The sequence below is a fragment of the Streptomyces sp. NPDC037389 genome, from assembly GCF_040636475.1.
Taxonomy (GTDB): Bacteria; Actinomycetota; Actinomycetes; order Streptomycetales; family Streptomycetaceae; genus Streptomyces; species Streptomyces hesseae.
Map to the genome: position 1 here is coordinate 18,549 of NZ_JBEZUS010000018.1, position 18,789 is coordinate 37,337.

13 protein-coding genes are annotated in these 18,789 nt (G+C 70.5%); 3 read left to right on the forward strand and 10 right to left on the reverse strand.

Features of this window, described 5'->3' with window-relative positions; genetic code table 11:
- Positions 1–131: 131 nt before the first annotated feature.
- From AB0E98_RS29700 to AB0E98_RS29715, 4 genes are all read right to left on the reverse strand, one after another.
- Positions 132–1,739: a glycerol-3-phosphate dehydrogenase/oxidase gene (locus tag AB0E98_RS29700; protein ID WP_361708552.1), complete on the reverse strand. Its 1,608-nt coding sequence runs from the start codon at positions 1,737–1,739 to the stop codon at positions 132–134.
- Positions 1,740–1,741: 2 nt separating this feature from the next.
- Positions 1,742–3,277, reverse strand: a complete 1,536-nt coding sequence (glpK, locus tag AB0E98_RS29705; RefSeq protein ID WP_361708554.1) for a glycerol kinase GlpK — start codon at positions 3,275–3,277, stop codon at positions 1,742–1,744.
- A 44-nt stretch (positions 3,278–3,321) separates the two neighbouring features.
- Positions 3,322–4,104: an MIP/aquaporin family protein gene (locus AB0E98_RS29710; protein ID WP_311612628.1), complete on the reverse strand. Its 783-nt coding sequence runs from the start codon at positions 4,102–4,104 to the stop codon at positions 3,322–3,324.
- Between the two features lie 359 nt (positions 4,105–4,463).
- The gene (locus tag AB0E98_RS29715; RefSeq protein WP_361708556.1) at positions 4,464–5,228 is read right to left on the reverse strand and encodes an IclR family transcriptional regulator; all 765 of its coding nucleotides are present in this window, start codon (positions 5,226–5,228) and stop codon (positions 4,464–4,466) included.
- A gap of 303 nt (positions 5,229–5,531) precedes the next feature.
- On the opposite strand from AB0E98_RS29715, the gene metH reads away from it, so the two are divergent.
- Positions 5,532–9,038, forward strand: coding sequence for a methionine synthase (metH, locus tag AB0E98_RS29720; protein WP_361708558.1), 3,507 nt, complete (start codon positions 5,532–5,534; stop codon positions 9,036–9,038).
- Positions 9,039–9,161: 123 nt separating this feature from the next.
- Complete coding sequence (locus AB0E98_RS29725) at positions 9,162–10,280, forward strand: dienelactone hydrolase family protein (protein WP_361708560.1); 1,119 nt, start codon at positions 9,162–9,164, stop codon at positions 10,278–10,280.
- Between the two features lie 3 nt (positions 10,281–10,283).
- Here AB0E98_RS29725 and AB0E98_RS29730 read toward each other — a convergent pair whose 3' ends face one another.
- From AB0E98_RS29730 to AB0E98_RS29750, 5 genes are all read right to left on the reverse strand, one after another.
- Positions 10,284–11,708 (reverse strand): FAD-dependent monooxygenase, encoded by a 1,425-nt coding sequence (locus AB0E98_RS29730; protein ID WP_361708562.1) that lies wholly within the window; start codon positions 11,706–11,708, stop codon positions 10,284–10,286.
- 29 nt (positions 11,709–11,737) lie between these two features.
- Positions 11,738–12,427: a VC0807 family protein gene (locus AB0E98_RS29735; protein ID WP_361708563.1), complete on the reverse strand. Its 690-nt coding sequence runs from the start codon at positions 12,425–12,427 to the stop codon at positions 11,738–11,740.
- Positions 12,424–13,074, reverse strand: coding sequence for a TetR/AcrR family transcriptional regulator (locus AB0E98_RS29740; RefSeq protein ID WP_361708565.1), 651 nt, complete (start codon positions 13,072–13,074; stop codon positions 12,424–12,426). The genes AB0E98_RS29735 and AB0E98_RS29740 overlap by 4 nt, the downstream gene beginning before the upstream one ends.
- Before the next feature lie 66 nt (positions 13,075–13,140).
- Positions 13,141–13,902, reverse strand: coding sequence for an SDR family oxidoreductase (locus AB0E98_RS29745; RefSeq protein WP_361708567.1), 762 nt, complete (start codon positions 13,900–13,902; stop codon positions 13,141–13,143).
- A 170-nt stretch (positions 13,903–14,072) separates the two neighbouring features.
- Positions 14,073–14,840 carry a GntR family transcriptional regulator gene (locus AB0E98_RS29750; protein ID WP_361708569.1) on the reverse strand — a complete coding sequence of 256 codons (768 nt, stop codon included), beginning with the start codon at positions 14,838–14,840 and terminating at the stop codon, positions 14,073–14,075.
- Between the two features lie 366 nt (positions 14,841–15,206).
- Here AB0E98_RS29750 and AB0E98_RS29755 point away from each other — a divergent pair, with 366 nt between their 5' ends.
- Positions 15,207–15,644, forward strand: coding sequence for a hypothetical protein (locus AB0E98_RS29755; protein WP_361708571.1), 438 nt, complete (start codon positions 15,207–15,209; stop codon positions 15,642–15,644).
- Between the two features lie 819 nt (positions 15,645–16,463).
- Here the strand turns inward: AB0E98_RS29755 and AB0E98_RS29760 are convergent.
- Complete coding sequence (locus AB0E98_RS29760; RefSeq protein ID WP_361708574.1) at positions 16,464–18,746, reverse strand: TIM-barrel domain-containing protein; 2,283 nt, start codon at positions 18,744–18,746, stop codon at positions 16,464–16,466.
- Positions 18,747–18,789 lie beyond the last annotated feature (43 nt).

An 18,789-nucleotide genomic window follows, 5' to 3' on the forward strand; every position in this document is an offset into this window, starting at 1 on the left:
CTCTTCCCTCCAGGGGACGTGCCGGGGGCGGGCGTCGGTTGCCTGTTTCCGCGCATACGTGCGGAAACGGGGAAACGCGGAGAACGGGGAGCGGTGCCGGGCACCGCTCCCCGTTCCGGGGTGTGTTCGCGTCAGCGCTTGTCGCCCAGCATGTCCTTGACCTTGGCGCGGACGTCCTCGTTGTCCAGGCCGCGGATGGTCAGGGTGGTGCGGCGGCGCAGCACGTCGTCGACCGTCTCGGCCCACTCGTGGTCGCGGGCGTAGACGACCTGCGCCCAGATCTCCGGGCCGTCCTCGTGGATCCGCTCGCCGAGCTCGGGGTTCTCGTTGACCAGGCGGGCGATGTCGAAGGACAGCGAGCCGTAGTGGGTGGCGAGGTGACGGGCGGTCAGCGGGTCCATGCGGCTGCCGGGCTCGCGGTCCACGAGCAGGCGGTGGGCGACCGCGTTGGGGTTGGCGACACCGGGCAGCGGGGTGCGGCGGACCAGGCTGGAGACGGGCTCCATGTCCTCGGTCAGCGGGCTGCCCGGGACCTTGGCCAGCTTGGCCATGACCGTACGGCCGATGTGGCGGTAGGTGGTCCACTTGCCGCCGGCGACGGAGAGCATGCCGCCCTTGCCCTCGGAGACGACCGTCTCGCGCTTGGCCTGGGCCACGTCGCCCGGGCCGCCGGGCAGCACGCGCAGACCGGCGAAGGCGTACGTCATCAGGTCGCGGTCGAGGTCGGCGTCCTGGATGGAGAACGCGGCCTCGTCGAGGATCTGCTGGATGTCCTCCTCGGTGGCGCGCACGTCCGCCGGGTCGCCCTCGTACTGGGTGTCGGTGGTGCCCAGCAGCAGCTGGTCCTCCCACGGCAGGGCGAAGGTGATGCGGTACTTGTCGATCGGGGTGGCCATGGCGGCCTTCCACGGCGACTTGCGCTTCATCACGATGTGCGCGCCCTTGGAGAGGCGGATCGACGGCGCGGCGCCCTTGTCTTCCAGCTTCCGCAGGTGGTCCACCCACGGGCCGGTGGCGTTGAGGACGACGCGCGCGTCGATGCCGAACTCCGTGCCGTCGACACGGTCCTTGAGCTCCGCGCCGGTCACCTTGCCGTGGGTGAAGCGCAGGCCGGTGACCTCGGCGTGGTTGAGGACGACCGCGCCGGACTCGACGGCCGCGCGGACCGTCATGACGGCGACCCGGGAGTCGTTCATCTGGTGGTCGTAGTAGACCGCCACGGCCTTGAGGTTGTCCGTGCGCAGACCGGGGTTGTCGGCCTTGGCCTTGGCCGGGGTGATGACCTTGCCGACGCCGTCGCCGAAGGCGGACAGCGCCGAGTAGGCGAACACACCGGCGCCGAGCTTGGCCGCGCCCACCGGGCCGCCCTTGTAGACGGGCAGGTAGAAGGTGAGCGGGTTGACCAGGTGCGGGGCCACGTCCTTGGCCAGCACCCGGCGCTCGTGGTGGTTCTCCGCGACGAGCTTGACCGCGCCGGTCTGGAGGTAGCGCAGACCGCCGTGGACGAGCTTGGAGGACGCGGAGGAGGTGGCGCCGGCGAAGTCACCGGCGTCCACCATCGCGACCCGCAGTCCGGACTGCGCGGCGTGCCAGGCCACCGAGGTGCCCAGGATGCCGCCACCGATCACCAGGAGGTCGTATGTCGCCTTGGACAGTCTCTCCCGGGTCTCGGCTCGGCCCGGGTTGGCACCGGCAGCCGGGTGCGTTCCCAGGGTCGGAACGCTCTGCGGGGTTGTCATGATTACTCCTCGTCCTCGATCCAGCCCATGGTCCGCTCGACGGCCTTGAGCCAGCTCTTGTACTCGCGGTCACGCGTGTCCGCGTCCATGCGGGGGGTCCACTCGGCGGCCCGGCGCCAGTTGGCGCGCAGTGCGTCGGTGTCCGGCCAGAAACCGACGGCCAGGCCGGCGGCGTAGGCCGCGCCGAGGCAGGTGGTCTCGGCGACCATCGGGCGCACCACGGGGGCGTCCAGGAAGTCCGAGAGCGTCTGCATCAGCAAGTTGTTGGAGGTCATGCCGCCGTCGACCTTGAGCGCGGTGAGCTCGACGCCGGAGTCCTTGGTCATGGCGTCGGTGATCTCGCGGGTCTGCCAGGCGGTGGCCTCGAGTACGGCGCGGGCGATGTGCGCCTTGGTGACGTAGCGGGTCAGGCCCGCGATCACACCGCGCGCGTCGGAGCGCCAGTAGGGGGCGAACAGGCCGGAGAAGGCCGGCACGAAGTAGGCGCCGCCGTTGTCCTCGACGGAGCTGGCCAGCGTCTCGATCTCGGCCGCGCTCTTGATGAGGCCCATCTGGTCGCGCATCCACTGCACGAGGGAGCCGGTGACGGCGATGGAGCCCTCGAGGGCGTAGACCGGCTTCTGGTCGCCGATGCGGTAGCCGACGGTGGTCAGCAGGCCGTTGTAGGACTGGACGGGCTCGTCACCGGTGTTCATCAGCATGAAGGTGCCGGTGCCGTAGGTGGACTTGGCCTCGCCCTGCTCGAAGCAGGTCTGGCCGAAGAGGGCCGCCTGCTGGTCGCCGAGCGCGGAGGCGACGGGGACGCCGGCGAGGGCGCCGTCCTTGGCGGTGCCGTAGACCTCGGCGGAGGAGCGGATCTCCGGCAGCACGGCGGCCGGGATCTCCATGGAGGCGAGGATGCGCTCGTCCCACTCCAGGGAGCGGAGGTTCATCAGCATGGTGCGGGAGGCGTTGGTGACGTCCGTGACGTGGACGCCGCCCTCGGCACCGCCGGTGAGGTTCCAGATGACCCAGGAGTCCATGGTGCCGAAGAGGATCTCGCCGGCTTCCGCGCGCTCGCGCAGGCCCTCGACGTTGTCCAGCAGCCAGCGGACCTTGGGGCCGGAGAAGTAGGAGGCCAGCGGGAGGCCCGTCTCACGGCGGAAGCGGTCCTGGCCGACGTTGCGGCCGAGCTCCTTGCAGAGGGCGTCGGTGCGGGTGTCCTGCCAGACGATGGCGTTGTAGACCGGCTCACCGGTGTTCTTGTCCCACATCAGCGTGGTCTCACGCTGGTTGGTGATGCCGATGGCCTTGACGTCGGCGGCGGTGATGCCCGCCTTCTCGACGGCGCCCGCGACGACCTCCTGGACGTTGGTCCAGATCTCCTTGGCGTCGTGCTCGACCCAGCCCGGCTTCGGGAAGATCTGCTCGTGCTCCTTCTGGTCGACGGAGACGATGCGTCCGTCGCGGTCGAAGACGATGCAGCGGGACGAGGTGGTGCCCTGGTCGATCGCGGCGATGAACGGGCCCTGGGCGTGGGTGCCTGTGGTCTCGGTCATTGGGGGTGTGCTCCTGAAGTCGGAAGGGTCTCGGCGGGTGCTGCTCAGAACGCGATCTTGTGGATGCCTGCGGCGAGGGCGGCGCCGATGATCGGGCCGACCACGGGGACCCAGGCGTAGCTCCAGTCCGAACCGCCCTTGTTGGGCAGCGGGAGCAGCGCGTGCACGATGCGCGGGCCGAGGTCACGGGCGGGGTTGATGGCGTAACCGGTCGGGCCGCCGAGCGAGAGGCCGATGCCGACGACGACCAGGGCCACCATCAGGGTGCCCGTGCCGCTGACGGCCAGGCCCTTGGTCAGGCCCATGGTCAGGATGAACAGCACCAGCACCATCGTGGCGATGATCTCGGTCAGCAGGTTCTGCACCGCGTTGCGGACCTCGGGACCGGTGGAGAAGATGCCCAGCACCGGGCCGGCCTGCGGCTCGGCGGTCTGGTCGACCATGCCCTCGTGGGGGTTGAGGGACTTGACGATCTCCGGGTCGGTCAGGTGCGCCTGGAACTGGCCGTAGTAGGCGAGCCACACCAGCGTGGCACCGGTCATCGCGCCCAGCAGCTGGGAGCCGATGTACAGCGGTACGTCGCTCCAGTCGACCGCGCCGTCGAAGGCGAGGCCGAGGGTGACGGCCGGGTTGAGGTGCGCACCGGACTTGGCGCCGATGTAGGCGCCGGCCAGTACGGCGAAGCCCCAGCCGAACGTGATGGCCAGCCAGCCGGCGTTCTGTGCCTTGGAACGCTTCAGGGTGACGGCGGCGCATACGCCGCCGCCGAGCAGAATCAGCACTGCGGTACCGATGAACTCACCGGTGAAGATGTCGGAGCTGGACACCCGCGACTCCTTTGTCCTTCGTCCAGGGGAAGACGAACCGCGGGTTTCCGGCGGTCCGAGCCCTCCGTGAGGGCGGCGATCGGTCCCGTGGCACTGCACACCATAGCGAATATTGTCGGTAGGTGTTCGACAATGCCGACCGATGCACGGCAGTTTTCTGCACGGTTAAGGGCACGTCAAGGGTTCTGTGACCGGAAACTCTCGGCCAACTGGCCGTAAATTTACGTTCGGATACCGACCGGTAACGACCTGGTCTCAGCGGCCTCGAAGAGCCGCTCCCCAAACGCTTTTGCGAACCGGACGGACCGTTTTCCCGGGGGCCGCGAACGCGGGTGCGACCCCTTTCGGAAAAGCGGTCTTCAGAAGCGGCCGGCGCCGAGATCGCGGGAGACGGCGCGGGCGCAGTCGCGCACCGCCGCGACCAGCCGGGCCTGGAGCTCGCCCGCCTCGCAGACGCGCTCGACGGCGCCCGTGATGCCCACCGCGCCGACCGGCATCCGGCGCCGGTCGTGGATGGGGGCCGCGAGCGAGGCCACGCCCGCCCAGGTCTCCTCGACGTCCGACGCCCAGCCGCGGGCCCGGGTCAGGTCCAGCACGCCCTCCAGGTCGGGCATGGCCGTCACCGTCCGCGGGGCGAACGCCTGGCGCTCGGCGTCGGCGACCTCGGCGTGCGCCACCGGGTCGTAGGCGCACAGCACCTTGCCCAGCGCCGTGCTGTGCAGCGGCTGCATCGCGCCGACCTCCAGCACCTGACGGCTGTCGTCGGGCCGGAAGACATGGTGGATGATCAGGACGCCCTGCTGGTGGAGCACGCCGAGATAGACGCTCTCGCCGCTGGAACGGGCCAGGTCGTCCGCCCAGACCAGGGCGCGCGCCCGCAGTTCGTGGACGTCCAGATAGCTGTTGCCCAGCCGCAGCAGCTCGGCGCCGAGCTGGTAGCGCCCCGAGGCGGGGTCCTGCTCGACGAACCCCTCCTGCTGGAGGGTGCGCAGGATGCCGTGGGCGGTGCCCTTCGCCAGGCCCAGCGCGGAGGCCACGTCGGACAGGCCGAGCCGTCGCTCACCGCCCGCGAGCAGCCGCAGCATCGCCGCCGCCCGCTCCAGTGACTGGATGGTCCGTGCCATCGAGCACCCTCCTTACACACCCGCGCCGCCCGGCTGTATCCGTTTGTATCCGTTCGGCAATGCTGAACACTATCGGCCGATGCCGACCAGGGGATACCCGACAGCAGGCCAGACCATGATCACCGACAGGGCTCGTACGGCCGAATCCGGCCGCAGGACCCGGATCGGGCCGACGGTCCACCGGATGGTCCAGACCGTGGACGCCCCTCGGCCTCCCGGCCCCCCGACGGCTAGGCTGGCGACGTGCGCCCTCTTCAGCGAGGGCGCAAAGCCGACAGCCGTCGCACACCCGGGAGCACATCCATGGCCTCGCTTACGCCATCGACCGTCCGTTCCGCCCGAATCGCGCAACTGCGCGAGGCCCTCGCCACCCGCGTGGTGGTGGCCGACGGGGCGATGGGAACGATGCTCCAGGCGCAGGACCCCAGCCTTGAGGACTTCCAGCAGCTCGAAGGCTGCAACGAGATCCTCAACGTCACCCGGCCGGACATCGTGCGCTCGGTGCACGAGGCGTACTTCGCCGTCGGCGTGGACTGCGTGGAGACCAACACCTTCGGCGCCAACCACACGGCCATGGCCGAGTACGACGTCGCGGACCGCGTCCACGAACTGTCCGAGGCCGGCGCCCGCATCGCCCGCGAAGTGGCGGACGGGTACACCGCCGACGACGGCCGGCAGCGCTGGGTACTGGGCTCGATCGGTCCCGGCACCAAGCTGCCCACCCTCGGCCACATCGGCTACGCCACGCTCCGCGACGGCTTCCAGGCCAACGCGGAGGGCCTGCTCGCCGGCGGCGCCGACGCCCTGATCGTCGAGACCACCCAGGACCTGCTGCAGACGAAGGCGTCGATCCTGGGCTCCCGGCGCGCCATGGCGGCCACCGGCCTCGAGGTGCCGCTGCTGTGCTCGATGGCCTTCGAGACCACCGGCACCATGCTCCTCGGTTCCGAGATCGGCGCCGCGCTGACCGCGCTGGAACCGCTCGGCATCGACATGATCGGCCTGAACTGCTCGACCGGCCCCGCCGAGATGAGCGAGCACCTGCGCTATCTCACCCGCCACTCCCGCATCCCGCTGCTGTGCATGCCGAACGCGGGCCTGCCGATCCTCACCAAGGACGGCGCCCACTTCCCGCTCGGCCCGGAGGGTCTGGCCGACGCGCAGGAGAACTTCGTCCGCGACTACGGCCTGTCGCTCGTCGGCGGCTGCTGCGGCACCACCCCCGAGCACCTGCGCCAGGTCGTCGAACGCGTCCGCGGCGTCACCCCGCCCGAGCGCAGCCCCCGGCCCGAGCCCGGTGCCGCGTCCCTCTACCAGACGGTCCCCTTCCGCCAGGACACCTCGTACCTGGCCATCGGAGAGCGCACCAACGCCAACGGCTCGAAGAAGTTCCGCGAGGCCATGCTGGACGGCCGCTGGGACGACTGCGTGGAGATGGCCCGCGAGCAGATCCGCGAGGGCGCCCACATGCTCGACCTGTGCGTGGACTACGTCGGCCGCGACGGCGTCGCCGACATGGTGGAGCTGGCCGGCCGCTTCGCCACCGCCTCCACCCTGCCGGTCGTGCTGGACTCCACCGAGGTCGACGTCATCGAGGCGGGCCTGGAGAAGCTCGGCGGCCGCGCGGTGATCAACTCCGTCAACTACGAGGACGGCGACGGCCCCGAGTCCCGCTTCGCCAAGGTCACCCGGCTCGCGCGGGACCACGGAGCCGCCCTCATCGCGCTCACCATCGACGAGGAGGGCCAGGCCCGGACCGTCGAGAAGAAGGTCGAGATCGCCCAGCGGCTCATCGCCGACCTCACCGGCAACTGGGGCATCCTCGAGGACGACATCCTCATCGACTGCCTGACCTTCACCATCTGCACCGGCCAGGAGGAGTCCCGCAAGGACGGCGTCGCCACCATCGAGGCCATCCGCGAGCTCAAGCGCCGTCACCCGGCCGTACAGACCACGCTGGGCCTGTCGAACATCTCCTTCGGCCTCAACCCGGCCGCCCGCATCCTCCTCAACTCCGTCTTCCTGGACGAGTGCGTGAAGGCCGGCCTGGACTCGGCGATCGTCCACGCGAGCAAGATCCTGCCCATCGCCCGCTTCGACGAGGAGCAGGTCACCACCGCCCTCGACCTGATCCACGACCGGCGCGCCGAGGGCTACGACCCGCTGCAGAAGCTGATGGCGCTGTTCGAGGGCGCCACCGCCAAGTCCCTCAAGGCGGGCAAGGCCGAGGAGCTGGCCGCCCTGCCGCTGGAGGAGCGGCTCCAGCGCCGCATCATCGACGGCGAGCGGAACGGCCTGGAGGCCGACCTCGACGAGGCCCTGGGGGCCCGCAGGGCCCTCGACATCGTCAACGAGACGCTGCTGGCCGGCATGAAGGTCGTCGGCGAGCTCTTCGGCTCCGGCCAGATGCAGCTGCCGTTCGTGCTCCAGTCGGCCGAGGTGATGAAGGCGGCGGTGGCCCACCTCGAACCGCACATGGAGAAGTCCGACGCCGACGGTAAAGGCACGATCGTCCTGGCCACGGTGCGCGGCGACGTCCACGACATCGGCAAGAACCTCGTCGACATCATCCTGTCCAACAACGGCTACAACGTCGTCAATCTCGGCATCAAGCAGCCGGTCTCGGCCATCGTCGAGGCCGCCGAGGAGCACCGCGCCGACGTCATCGGCATGTCCGGCCTGCTGGTGAAGTCCACCGTGATCATGAAGGAGAACCTGGAGGAGCTCAACCAGCGCAAGCTGGCGGCCACCTACCCGGTGATCCTCGGCGGGGCCGCGCTCACCCGCGCGTACGTCGAGCAGGACCTCCACGAGATCTACGAGGGCGAGGTCCGCTACGCCCGGGACGCCTTCGAGGGCCTGCGCCTGATGGACGCGCTCGTCGCCGTCAAGCGCGGGGTGCCGGGCGCGACGCTGCCGGATCTCAAGCAGCGGCGCGTACCCAAGCGGGACGTGGCCGTACCGGAGGTGAAGGAGCCCGAGGGCGCCGTCCGCTCGGACGTGGCGGTGGACAACCGCATCCCCGAGCCGCCGTTCTGGGGCACGCGCGTCATCAAGGGCATCCCGCTGAAGGACTACGCGTCCTGGCTGGACGAGGGCGCGCTCTTCAAGGGCCAGTGGGGCCTGAAGCAGGCCCGCACGGGCGGCCCGACCTACGAGGAGCTGGTCGAGACCGAGGGCCGCCCCCGGCTGCGCGGCTGGCTGGACAAGCTCCACACGGAGAACCTGCTGGAGGCGGCCGTCGTCCACGGCTACTTCCCGTGCGTGAGCAAGGGCGACGACCTCATCCTCCTCCACGAGGACGGCACCGAGCGCACCCGCTTCACCTTCCCGCGCCAGCGCCGCGGCCGGCGCCTGTGCCTGGCGGACTTCTTCCGCCCGGAGGAGAGCGGCGAGCCGGACGTGGTCGGCCTTCAGGTCGTCACGGTCGGCTCACGGATCGGCGGGGCGACGGCGGAGCTCTTCGCGTCGGACTCCTACCGCGACTACCTGGAGCTCCACGGCCTGTCGGTGCAGCTGGCGGAGGCCCTGGCCGAGTACTGGCACGCGCGCGTCCGGGCGGAGCTGGGCTTCGGGGGCGAGGACCCGGACGACGTGGAGGGCATGTTCGCCCTGAAGTACCGGGGCGCCCGCTTCTCCCTGGGCTACGGGGCGTGCCCCGACCTGGAGGACCGCGCGAAGATCGCGGCCCTGCTGGAGCCGGAGCGGATCGGGGTGCACCTGTCGGAGGAGTTCCAGCTGCACCCGGAGCAGTCGACGGACGCGATCGTGATCCACCACCCGGAGGCGAAGTACTTCAACGCGCGTTAGCGCGGTGGAGGGGCCGGGGGTCCGGGGGTTGCCCCCGGGTGAGCACGGCAACGCGCGGTAGGGGGAGCCGTCTCACACCTTGGGAGGACGCCGGGAGCGGCCGCGCCGCCTAGCGTGACGATCATGTCGATGATCACTACACGCAGGTCGCTCCTGGCGGCCGCGCTGCTCACCGCCTTCGTGGCCCCGCAGATACCGTCCGCCGCCGTCGCGGCGTCCCGTCCGGCCCCCGTCGGCGAGGTCCCCGCACCGGCGACGCGGGCACCGATCGGCACGCGGACGCTGCACCTGGTCGACACCTCGCGGACCGACCCTTGGAAGCCGGCCGCCGGCCACCGTGAGCTCATGGTGTCGCTGTGGTACCCGGCGCTCCCCTCGGCCGGGCCCAAGGCCCCCTACGTATCAAAGGAGTTGTCGAAGAAGGTCCTCGGCACCGAGGCCGCCGCCTGGGTGCGCACCCACGCGATCCTCAACGCGCCGGTCGCCCCGAAGGCGCGGCCGCTCGTCGTGCTGTCCCCCGGCTTCGGGATGAGCCGCTTCACGCTCACCGCGCTGGGCGAGGACCTGGCCTCGCGCGGGTACGCCGTGGCCGCGGTCGACCACACATACGAGGCCCCGGTGCAGTTCCCCGACGGCCGTATCGAGGACTGCCTGCTGTGCGGGAAGCCGGACGCGGGTGCCGTGATATCCAACCGCGCCAAGGACATCTCGTTCGTCCTCGACCGCCTGACGGCCCCCGGCAGCGGCCTGCGCGTCGACCGCGACCGCATCGGCGTGGCCGGTCACTCGATCGGCGGGGCGAGCGCGGTGGAGGTCGCGCGCACCGACCGGCGGGTGAAGGCCGCGGTGAACATGGACGGCAACTTCTTCAGCGAGCCGTCCACCGACCTGAAGCGCCCGGTCCTGCTGCTGGGCGCCCAGCGGGCCGGCGACGCGGAGAACCGGGACGACTGGGAGCGGACCTGGCGGCATCTGACCGGCTGGAAGCGCTGGCTCGACGTCGCCCAGGGCGGCCACCTCACCTTCACCGACGGGCCCTGGCTGGTGGAGCGCTTCGGCATGCCGCCGGCCGTCCCGCCGGAGGCCGTTCCCGGTTCCTTCGGCACCCTGAAGGCGGACCGGGCGACGGCCCTCACGCGGGCGTACGTGAACGCGTTCTTCGACCGGCACCTGCGCGGTGTGCGCAGCCCCCTGCTGGAGCGGCCGTCGGCGGCGTACCCCGAGGTGACGTTCCTGAAGTAGGGCTCAGTCCCCCGGCCCGAACCACCGCTCCAGCGCCGCGAGAAGCGACGCGTCACCGCCCGCCGGGCCCGCCCAGCACACGTGCCCGTCCGGCCGGACCAGCACCACCTCGGCGCCGTCGACGCCCTCGGGCGCCGGCCCCGCGTCGACGCGCCCGGCCCACCCCCGCGCCGCCCCGCCCTCGGGTCCGAGCAGGGCGCCTCGCCCCGCCGCCAGGCGGACGGGCAGCCGCGCGCCCAGCAGCGGGTGCCCGGGCGCGTCCGGCATGTCGTAGCGGATGTCGATGCCGGAGATCATTCCGGCGATCCGCCGGTTCGCCTCGGGCATCGCGAGGACGTCGCCGAGGATGCCGCGCAGGGCGCGCACGTCGTCGTCCGGCCACATCAGGGCGCCCTGGGCCCGGGTGTTCGCCAGGACGCCCTCGCCCACGGGGTGCCGTTCGGAGTGGTAGGTGTCCAGGAGCCGTTCGGGCATCCGCCCCTGGACGACCGCGGCGAGCTTCCAGCCGAGGTTGAAGGCGTCCTGCACTCCCAGGTTCATGCCCTGGCCGCCCGCCGGGAGGTGGACGTGCGCGGCGTCGCCGGCCAGCATGACGCGGCCGGTGACATAGCGCTCGGCCTGCCGGGCGGCGTCGGTGAACCGCGACGCCCAGCGCACCTCCAGGAGTTGCGGCCGGAAGCGCTTCGCGGTCGCCAGCGCCGCCCGGACCTCGTCGTCGGGGACCGGGTCGTCCCGGTCGTGCTTCTGCTGCTCCGGGCCCGCGAAGAGGAAGCGGTGGACGCCGTCGCCGAGCGGGATCAGGAACACGTCGTCGCCGTCGGGCTCGTCGGGGTTCGGCAGCCGCCAGTCGGTGGGCAGCGCGCTGTCCTCGGCGAGCACCACGTCGGCGACGACGAGGGAGTAGCGGCCGTCCCGGCCGGGGAAGCCCACGCCGAGCTCCTTGCGGACCCGGCTGCGGCCGCCGTCCGCGCCGACGAGATAGGCGGCGCGCAGCCGCCGCTCGCTCCCGTCCGGCCCGGTGACGGTCGCGGTGACGCCGTCGGCGTTCTGGGTGAACCCGGCGAGCTCGTGGCCGCGCAGTACGGGGATGCCGTATGTGGCGAGGTGCGCTACCAGGAACTCCTCGACCCGGGCCTGCGGGATGCCCACCTGGTACGGGAAGGCGGTGCCCAGGGTCGTGTAGTCCAGGGGCATCCCGGCGAAGTGGCCGCCGGGCAGGGTGGTGACGGCCCGGTCGAGGACGGGGTCCAGCCAGCCGCGCATGTCCAGCATCTCGGCGGTCCTGGGCTGGAGGTTGAGCGCCTTGGACTGTCCGGTGCGCTCGGGCAGCCGTTCCAGGACGACGGCGCGGACGCCGGCGAGGCCCAGTTCGTTGGCGACGGTCAGACCGGTGGGTCCGGCCCCGACGACGATGACGTCCGTATCCATGTTCTTCTCCCCCGTATCCACGTTTCCCCCTAGACCTTCAGCCCGTGCCGGGTGATGTACCGGTTGTGGAAGACGAGCAGCCCGGCCAGGACCACCAGCCACTGGACGGTGCTCAGCGTCGGCACCAGGTCGACCGGCGCGGTGAGGGCCAGTACGACGCGGACCCCCGCGTCCAGGGTGAGCACGGTCCCCCACACGGCGGTGATGACCCGGATGGCGCGGCGGAAGGCGGGCTCCGCCCCCCAGCGGGCCTCCCACTCGCGCCGGCCGGCCTCGCCGACCTTCGCCGCCACGATCGTCTGGGCCATCGTCATCATGAACGGCCGCCGGGTCAGGAGCGTTCCGAGCACCCAGAACCCGGCGAGGGCAGCGATCCAGCTGTCCCGGACGAGCAGCGTGCGCGGATCGCCGGTCACCACCGACATCAACGCGCCGACGGCCATCAGCGTCAGCGTGAAGACCGCCATGACCTCCACCCGGCGGCGCTTGACCATCCCGTGCACGAGCCACGGCACGGCCAGGAGGCTGCCGATCGCCAGCGCCGCCCACTGGCTCACGCCGGCGGCGCGCAGCCCGTAGTAGCCGCCGAGCGGCAGGGCGAGCTCGATGACGAGCTGAAGGACGATCAGTTTGCGGAGGGCGGCGGTCTTCTGCGCCTGTGTCCGCGTCTCCGCCGCCCCGTCGACGGACTGGCTTGTCTGCTCTTGTGTTCCCATCATTCCCCCCGTTTGTCCTTCCTTGTGGCGCGCTCGAACAGGTCGGCGAGCTCACGGCCGCAGACGACGGCGTCGAAGTCCGGGTCCTTGGCGGCGCGGGTCACCACGCCGTCGACGGCCCCGCGGATCGCGAGGGCCATCACGCGCGGGTCGAACTCCCCGAATTCGCCGGCCTTCTGGGCCTCATGGATCAAATGCGTGTGCATGTCCACGAGCGAATCCATCGAGGCACAGAACTCCCGCATCGTGGAATCCTCGCCCCGGACGTTGGCCAGTACCTCGACCACGGCGGGGAGATGCTTCGGGAATTCACCGACGAGCTCGATATTCGACTCGATGTACGCGCGGAGCCGCCCGGAAGCCGTCGCCTGTGCCTCGATCCTCGGGATCATGTACCCGTCCGCCACCCGGAACACCTCGGCGACGACCTCCCGCATGAGGTCACCCTTGCCGGCGAAGTGGTACGAGATCATCCCCGTGCTGCTCAGCCCCGCCCGCTTGGCGATCCGGGTGAACGTCGCCTTGGCGTAGCCCACTTCGGCGATGACCTCGATGGCGGCCTCCACGATCTGAGCCCGCCGGGCCGCCTCGGTGAACGTCCGGGACGCACCCCCCGTCTCCTGCTTGGCCGCACTGTTCCTTGCTCGCATGAGCAAAAGGTAGCGCGTGTTTGCTCAACCAAGCAAGAGTTGGCTTGCGCATCGGTCAGCATCGGGTCAACTGGCCGTCCCGACCAGCCCTCCGTTGACGAAGAGGGTCTGCGCCGTCACCCATTTGGCCTCGGGCGAGACCAGGAACCGGACGACGGGCACGACGTCGTCGGGGTCGCCGATGTCGCCGTTGACGCTCATGCTCTTCAGCCAGGCGATGTTCTCGTCGGTCTCCGCCGGATAGAAGAAACTGGTCTTGAGCGGCCCGGGCGCCACGCAGTTGACGGTGATCCCGCGCCCGCCGATCTCCTTCGCGAGCGACTTGGTGTAGTGCTCGACGGGGCTCTTGCTGCCGGCGTAGCCGCCGTAGGTGGGGGCGGTGACGCCCACGATCGTCGTGATGAGGTTCAGGACGCGGCCGTGGTCGGCCATCTTCGTGGCCGCCTCCTTCATCAGGAAGAACGGGATCTTCGCGTTGATCGCGAACATCCGCTCCCACTCGTCCTCGGTGAACTCCGCGATGGGTTTACGGACGATCATCCCGGCGGTGTTGACGAGGATGTCCCACTGCCCGAACGTGTCGATCGTCGCGTCGACGAGCCCCGTCACCTCCTCGACCCGGGTGAGATCACCCTGCCGGGTGGCGGCCTTCACCCCGTGCCCGGTGAGCTTCCGGGCCACGTCCTCGGCCTGGTCCCGTTTGGAGTCGCTGTTGTAGTGCACCATGACGTTGGCGCCGTCCTCGGCGAGCGCGGCGGCGAACCGCGCCCCGAGATTCGCGGACCCTCCGGTCACGATGGCGGTCTTGCCGTCCAGGGCACGGGGCATGAGGCTCTCCTCGCGGGCGTGATCGGGGACCCCCGGCCCATTGTTGGCCAGGTCCACGCGTCGCGCACCATTTCGCCCGGCTGCCGACTGATCGCCGCGCTGCCGAGCCAATGCGGAATCTCCATCGATGGCGGCGCCGGAGAGCGGGAATCGCTGGCGGAGTACTGAGCTCAGCCGTTGCGCCCCTCTACCGGGATCTCATAGACGATCTCCCAACGCGCGTCCGGCACCGCGATGTCGGCCGTCTCCACCGGGCGTCCGTCCGAGTCGTAATACGTGCGCTCGATCTCCGTGATCAGGTCACCGAGGCTGATCCCCAGCAGGTTGGCCTGCGCCTGGGTGGCACGAGCCGGGCGGGGAATCTCAACCGCCGTTTCGATGACGACGCCGATGGAACGCATCCGCTCCACCACCCCCATCCCCGCGAACGGGCCGAGTTCGGGCAGGACGATCGGGGTGCTGCCGGTGACGGCCATCGGCTCCCAGCTCTCGGAGAGCTGCACGGGCTGCCCGTCGGCCAGGAACTCGTAGACGGTCCGCACGCACGGATCGCCGACCTCGATGGCCAGACGCTGCGCGATGCGCTCGGGCGCGGGCACCCGCGCCTCGGAGTGGGACTCCCATGACTCCCGACGTCCTTGCTCGCGCATGCCGGACCGGAAAGGCGAACCCCCGCGCCGCTCACGACGCCGAGACCGCACCATGCGCAACCGTTCACGAGGCATGCGCACGTACGTGCCGGATCCGGCACGCCCCTCCAACAGGCCTTCGACGATGAGGCGTTCCTGAGCCTTCTGCAACACGTTCGAGCCCACGCCATACTCGGCCGCGAGCCGGGCACGCGAGGGAAGCCGCTCCCCCACCGCCCACTCACCTGCGGCGATCCGGCGACGCAAGTCATCGGCGACGCGCATGTACGGCGGCTGTTCTGCGGCCATGAGCCTCTCTCCGTGCTGCCCGTGAGGCTTGGGTTACCGACGGTGTTGGCAACCTAATGCACTAGCTGGATGCTAATGCATTAGAAATACGTCAGGTGATCAGTCGCTCACCCGGGGGCATCCGTTGTGTACCGCAAAGACCCAGGCCACAGCGCTGGCCGCACTCCTTGCGGCAGCCACCGGGCGCGCGCCGCGCACCGACGAGACCCGTCAGCGGATCCGTATCGAAGTGGATCTCCCGGCGGATCTGAGCGAACAAGCCCGGCGAGCCGTACTTGCCGGCCTCATCGACACGGATCGCTACGGACACGACCGCACTCGGCACGGCGCGGTCGTCTGGGCCGAACTCGACTACAGGAGGAACGCATGACCCCGAACGCGATGGCTCACTGGCTCGCCAAGGCCGCCACCGACCCCGAGGGCACCATCCGGCTCTGGGCGATGGGAGGCACAGTCCCGCTCCTGACCGGCCGCCGGTGGGACGCGATCCGGCTGGACTTCACGCTTGCCATGGCGGCCGTGTCCCAGCTCAAGGCCGACGCCCACCCCCTCGGGCCGTACCTCATGAGCGACACCGAACGCGCCATGCGGTGGCTGCTCCCCCTCGGAACGAGCTACCGCTTCGCCGGAATGGACGGCGTCGTCGCCTACCCCACCGGCTGGGCGATCCTCGCCCCGCCGCCCACCCGGTGCGTGGGCGGTCGCGCATGGGTCCTCCCACAGGAGCGACCCGTCCTCACCCACGCCGAACGCCTCCTCGCCGCGATCGACGCCGCCCAGCACCGGCTCGCCCACAAGCCATAACGCCACACCCAGCGCGTCGTGCCACCCCGCGCGCCCCGCCTCCGCTACGACCGTGTGACAGCGGAAATCACCGCTCCCCCACCTCCACCCCTTGAGGAAACCGATGGCGCTGCCCAAGGAGGAGCCGGAGCTCTCCGGCTCGACGCCCCGGCCGCTGTCGCCGAGGTGCGGCACCTGGCCTACGACGCCGAGGGCGGCCCCTCGCCTACGAGGTGGGCATCAGCCCGGCCGGCCACTGGACGCGTACGGAGGAGTACGCGCCGGGGAGGTGAATCGGGCGGAGTCGGCGTCGTAACGCATGCAAGCGCCCTGCGCGACCGGTACGGTGGTGGTGGCCCGTTGGGGCTCACTACCGAGGGCAATGCAATACGGTAGCGGGCACCCGCCGCCGAGGGCTCGGTAGCGGCAGCGGGCACCCTGCAAGAAGGATCATGACACCCGGTGTTCCCCCATCAGTGGGTCGGATGGGGGAACACCGGCGGCGTCACTTCCGGAACCTCACCTCCAGCCATCACCGCACTGCCGCCGCGACGGCCGCTCCCAGGAACGGAGCAACCCAGCGGTACAGCCGGGCCCTCAGGCAAGACCGGTCCTTCTTCTTGCGATGACGCACTCGCACGCCTCTCTCCGGAGTGGGCTCAAGCCCACCGGTGGTCAGGCCCTCCGGACGGAGGGCCCGGCCATGGGCGCGGCCGTTCCCGGCGTACCGGGTGGCCGCGCCCCAGTCAGGCCCTCCCCCGAATGGGGCAGGCTGACCGGCGGCGGGCCCCCCAGACAGGCAGGCGCGGCAATCGCGTCGTCGCGCAGCGACTGTATCGCTTATCGCCGAGCAACTCCGCCTGAATCAGCGGAAATTGCCAGCCTCAGATTGAAGGAACGATCCGTCGGCCGCGTCCCCGTCTTCACCCGCGCCACGCCGCCCCGGTCTTCGGCGTCGTACCACCAGCCCGCCTCCGCCGCCTCGAATGCCGCCTTCGACTCCAGGCGCGGCAGCTCCCGGCCGTCCAGCGAAGCACCGTGCGGCGCCGTGCCCGTGTGGACCGTGAAGTCGTACGGGCGGGCCGCCTGTTTGCCCCGGAAGTCGCCGCGGGACGCGTCCAGGGACAGGGTGATGTCACCCTCCTCTCGGACCGTCAGTTTCTGTTCCGCGTAGGCGCCCGCGCGGTGGGCGCGGGTGGCGCCGTCGTCCTCGTAGAGCGTGAAGGAGGACGTGCCCTGCGGGTAGACGTCCCAGGCCACAGGGGAATCCGCCGTGCGGTCCTCGGCGGAGCGGATGCCGGGCCACATGGGGATGTTCGCGCCCGCCTTCACGAAGAGCGGGAGGGTGTCCAGCGGGGCTCGATAGCCGTTCAGCGTCGTCGGGCCCTCGTGGACGCGGCCGGTCCAGTAGTCGGTCCACTTTCCCTTGGGGAGGTAGATGCCGTCGCGGACGTCCGTGTCCTCGTAGACCGGGGCCACCAGGAAGTATTCGCCCGTCAGGAATTCGTATTTCGCCGCGTCCGACGCCGCCTTCGGGTCGTCCGGGTATTCCAGCGCCAGCGGGCGCACCGGGCCGACGCCCGTGCGGTTCGCCTCCGCCGCGTAGGAGTACATGTACGGCAGCAGGGATTCCTTCAACTTGAGGTATTTGCGGTTGATGGAGGTGTACGGATCGCCGTACCGCCAGGGCTGTTTGTCGCTCGGCGCCCAGCCGTCCATCGTCATCACGGCGGGCAGGAACGCCTTCCACTGGAGGTCGCGGACGTAGGTGCGGGGGCTGCCGCCGAAGATGCCGTCGACGTCGCCCGTGGTGTAGGCGAGTCCGGACATCGTGGCGCCCGCGTAGGTCGGGATCTGCCAGCGGATGTAGTCCCAGGAGCCCTTCTGGTCGCCGGACCACTGCACTCCGCAGCGCTGGGCGCCGGACCAGCTCTCGGGGGCCCAGGTGAAGCCGCGGGCGTCGCTGTTGTCCTCGATGCCCTTGTAGGCGTCCTTGCAGCCGTCGAGGGCGAATTTGTAGCCGTCGCCGACCCAGGCGACGTCGAGTTTGGCCACGCGCTGGCCGGCCTTCACCTGGTCGGCGAGTTTCCCCAGGCCGTCCTCGGTCCACAGGCCCATTTTCATCCGGCGGTCGCCGAGGCCCTTGTTGGCGTCGGCCAGGTTCTCGTAGCCGCAGCCGTAGCCGTCGTTGACGAGCATCCAGCCGAGCGGCATGTCGTTGTCGACATATCCGTCGGCGACCTTCAGGGCGTCCAGCGTGCGCCGCTCCCCGCGGTTCTTGTTGTGCAGATAGCAGTCCGAGTCACCGATCTCCAGGCCGTACAGCGGCGGCAGGAACGGACGGCCGGTGAGGCGGGTGTACTGCCCGATGACGGCCTTCGGTGAATTCCCCGGATTCCCCGCGAAGTAGTACGCGTCGAAGCGGCGTTCCTTCTCGCTCGTGGTCACCGGGTCGGTGAAGGAGTACGTACCGGGGGCGTAGGTGTTGCGGTAGACGCCGTAGCCCGCCGAGGAGAGGTAGAACGGGACGGAGTTCGGGTGGCCCCCGTCGTTCCAGTTGTAGTCGACACCCACCTCGACGGTCTTTCCCCGGTGCGAGGTGCTGCCGCGCCCGTTCTGCATTCCGGCGCCGTAGAACTGCTCGTCGGCCCCGCGGGCGAGGCTCTGGGTGGTGGTGTCGTCCGTCCAGGTGATGCCCTTGGTCTCGGCCCACAGGCGGCTGCCGTCGGCGCGGTGCAGGGCGAAGCGCAGGGGCTTCTTGTACGCGCGCAGGGTGACCGCCGACGTGCTCAGCTCGTAGCGGTCGCCCCGGTCCCGCCAGCGGGTCACCGGGGGCGGGCCCTGCCGCTGCACGATGTCCTTGCCGGCCGGGTCGGTGAAGGTGCCGTCGGGCGCCAGCTCGATGCGGAAGGTGTCGGCCGCCACGAAGCTCACCCGGGCCGCGGCCTCGCCCGCGCGGAAGTGGAAGACGGGGCCGGCGGTCGAGAAGCCCGTGACGTTCCCGACGGTCCGCTCGCTCACGGTGGGGGCGGCCTGTACGGTCCCCACCGGCCCGGCCATGGCCGCCGCCAGGCCCAGGAGGGCGCCGGCCACCGCCGTTCTCAGACGTAATCGATGCCTCATGCCCGCGTGCTTAACGCACCCGTCACCCGCGTCACCATGGACT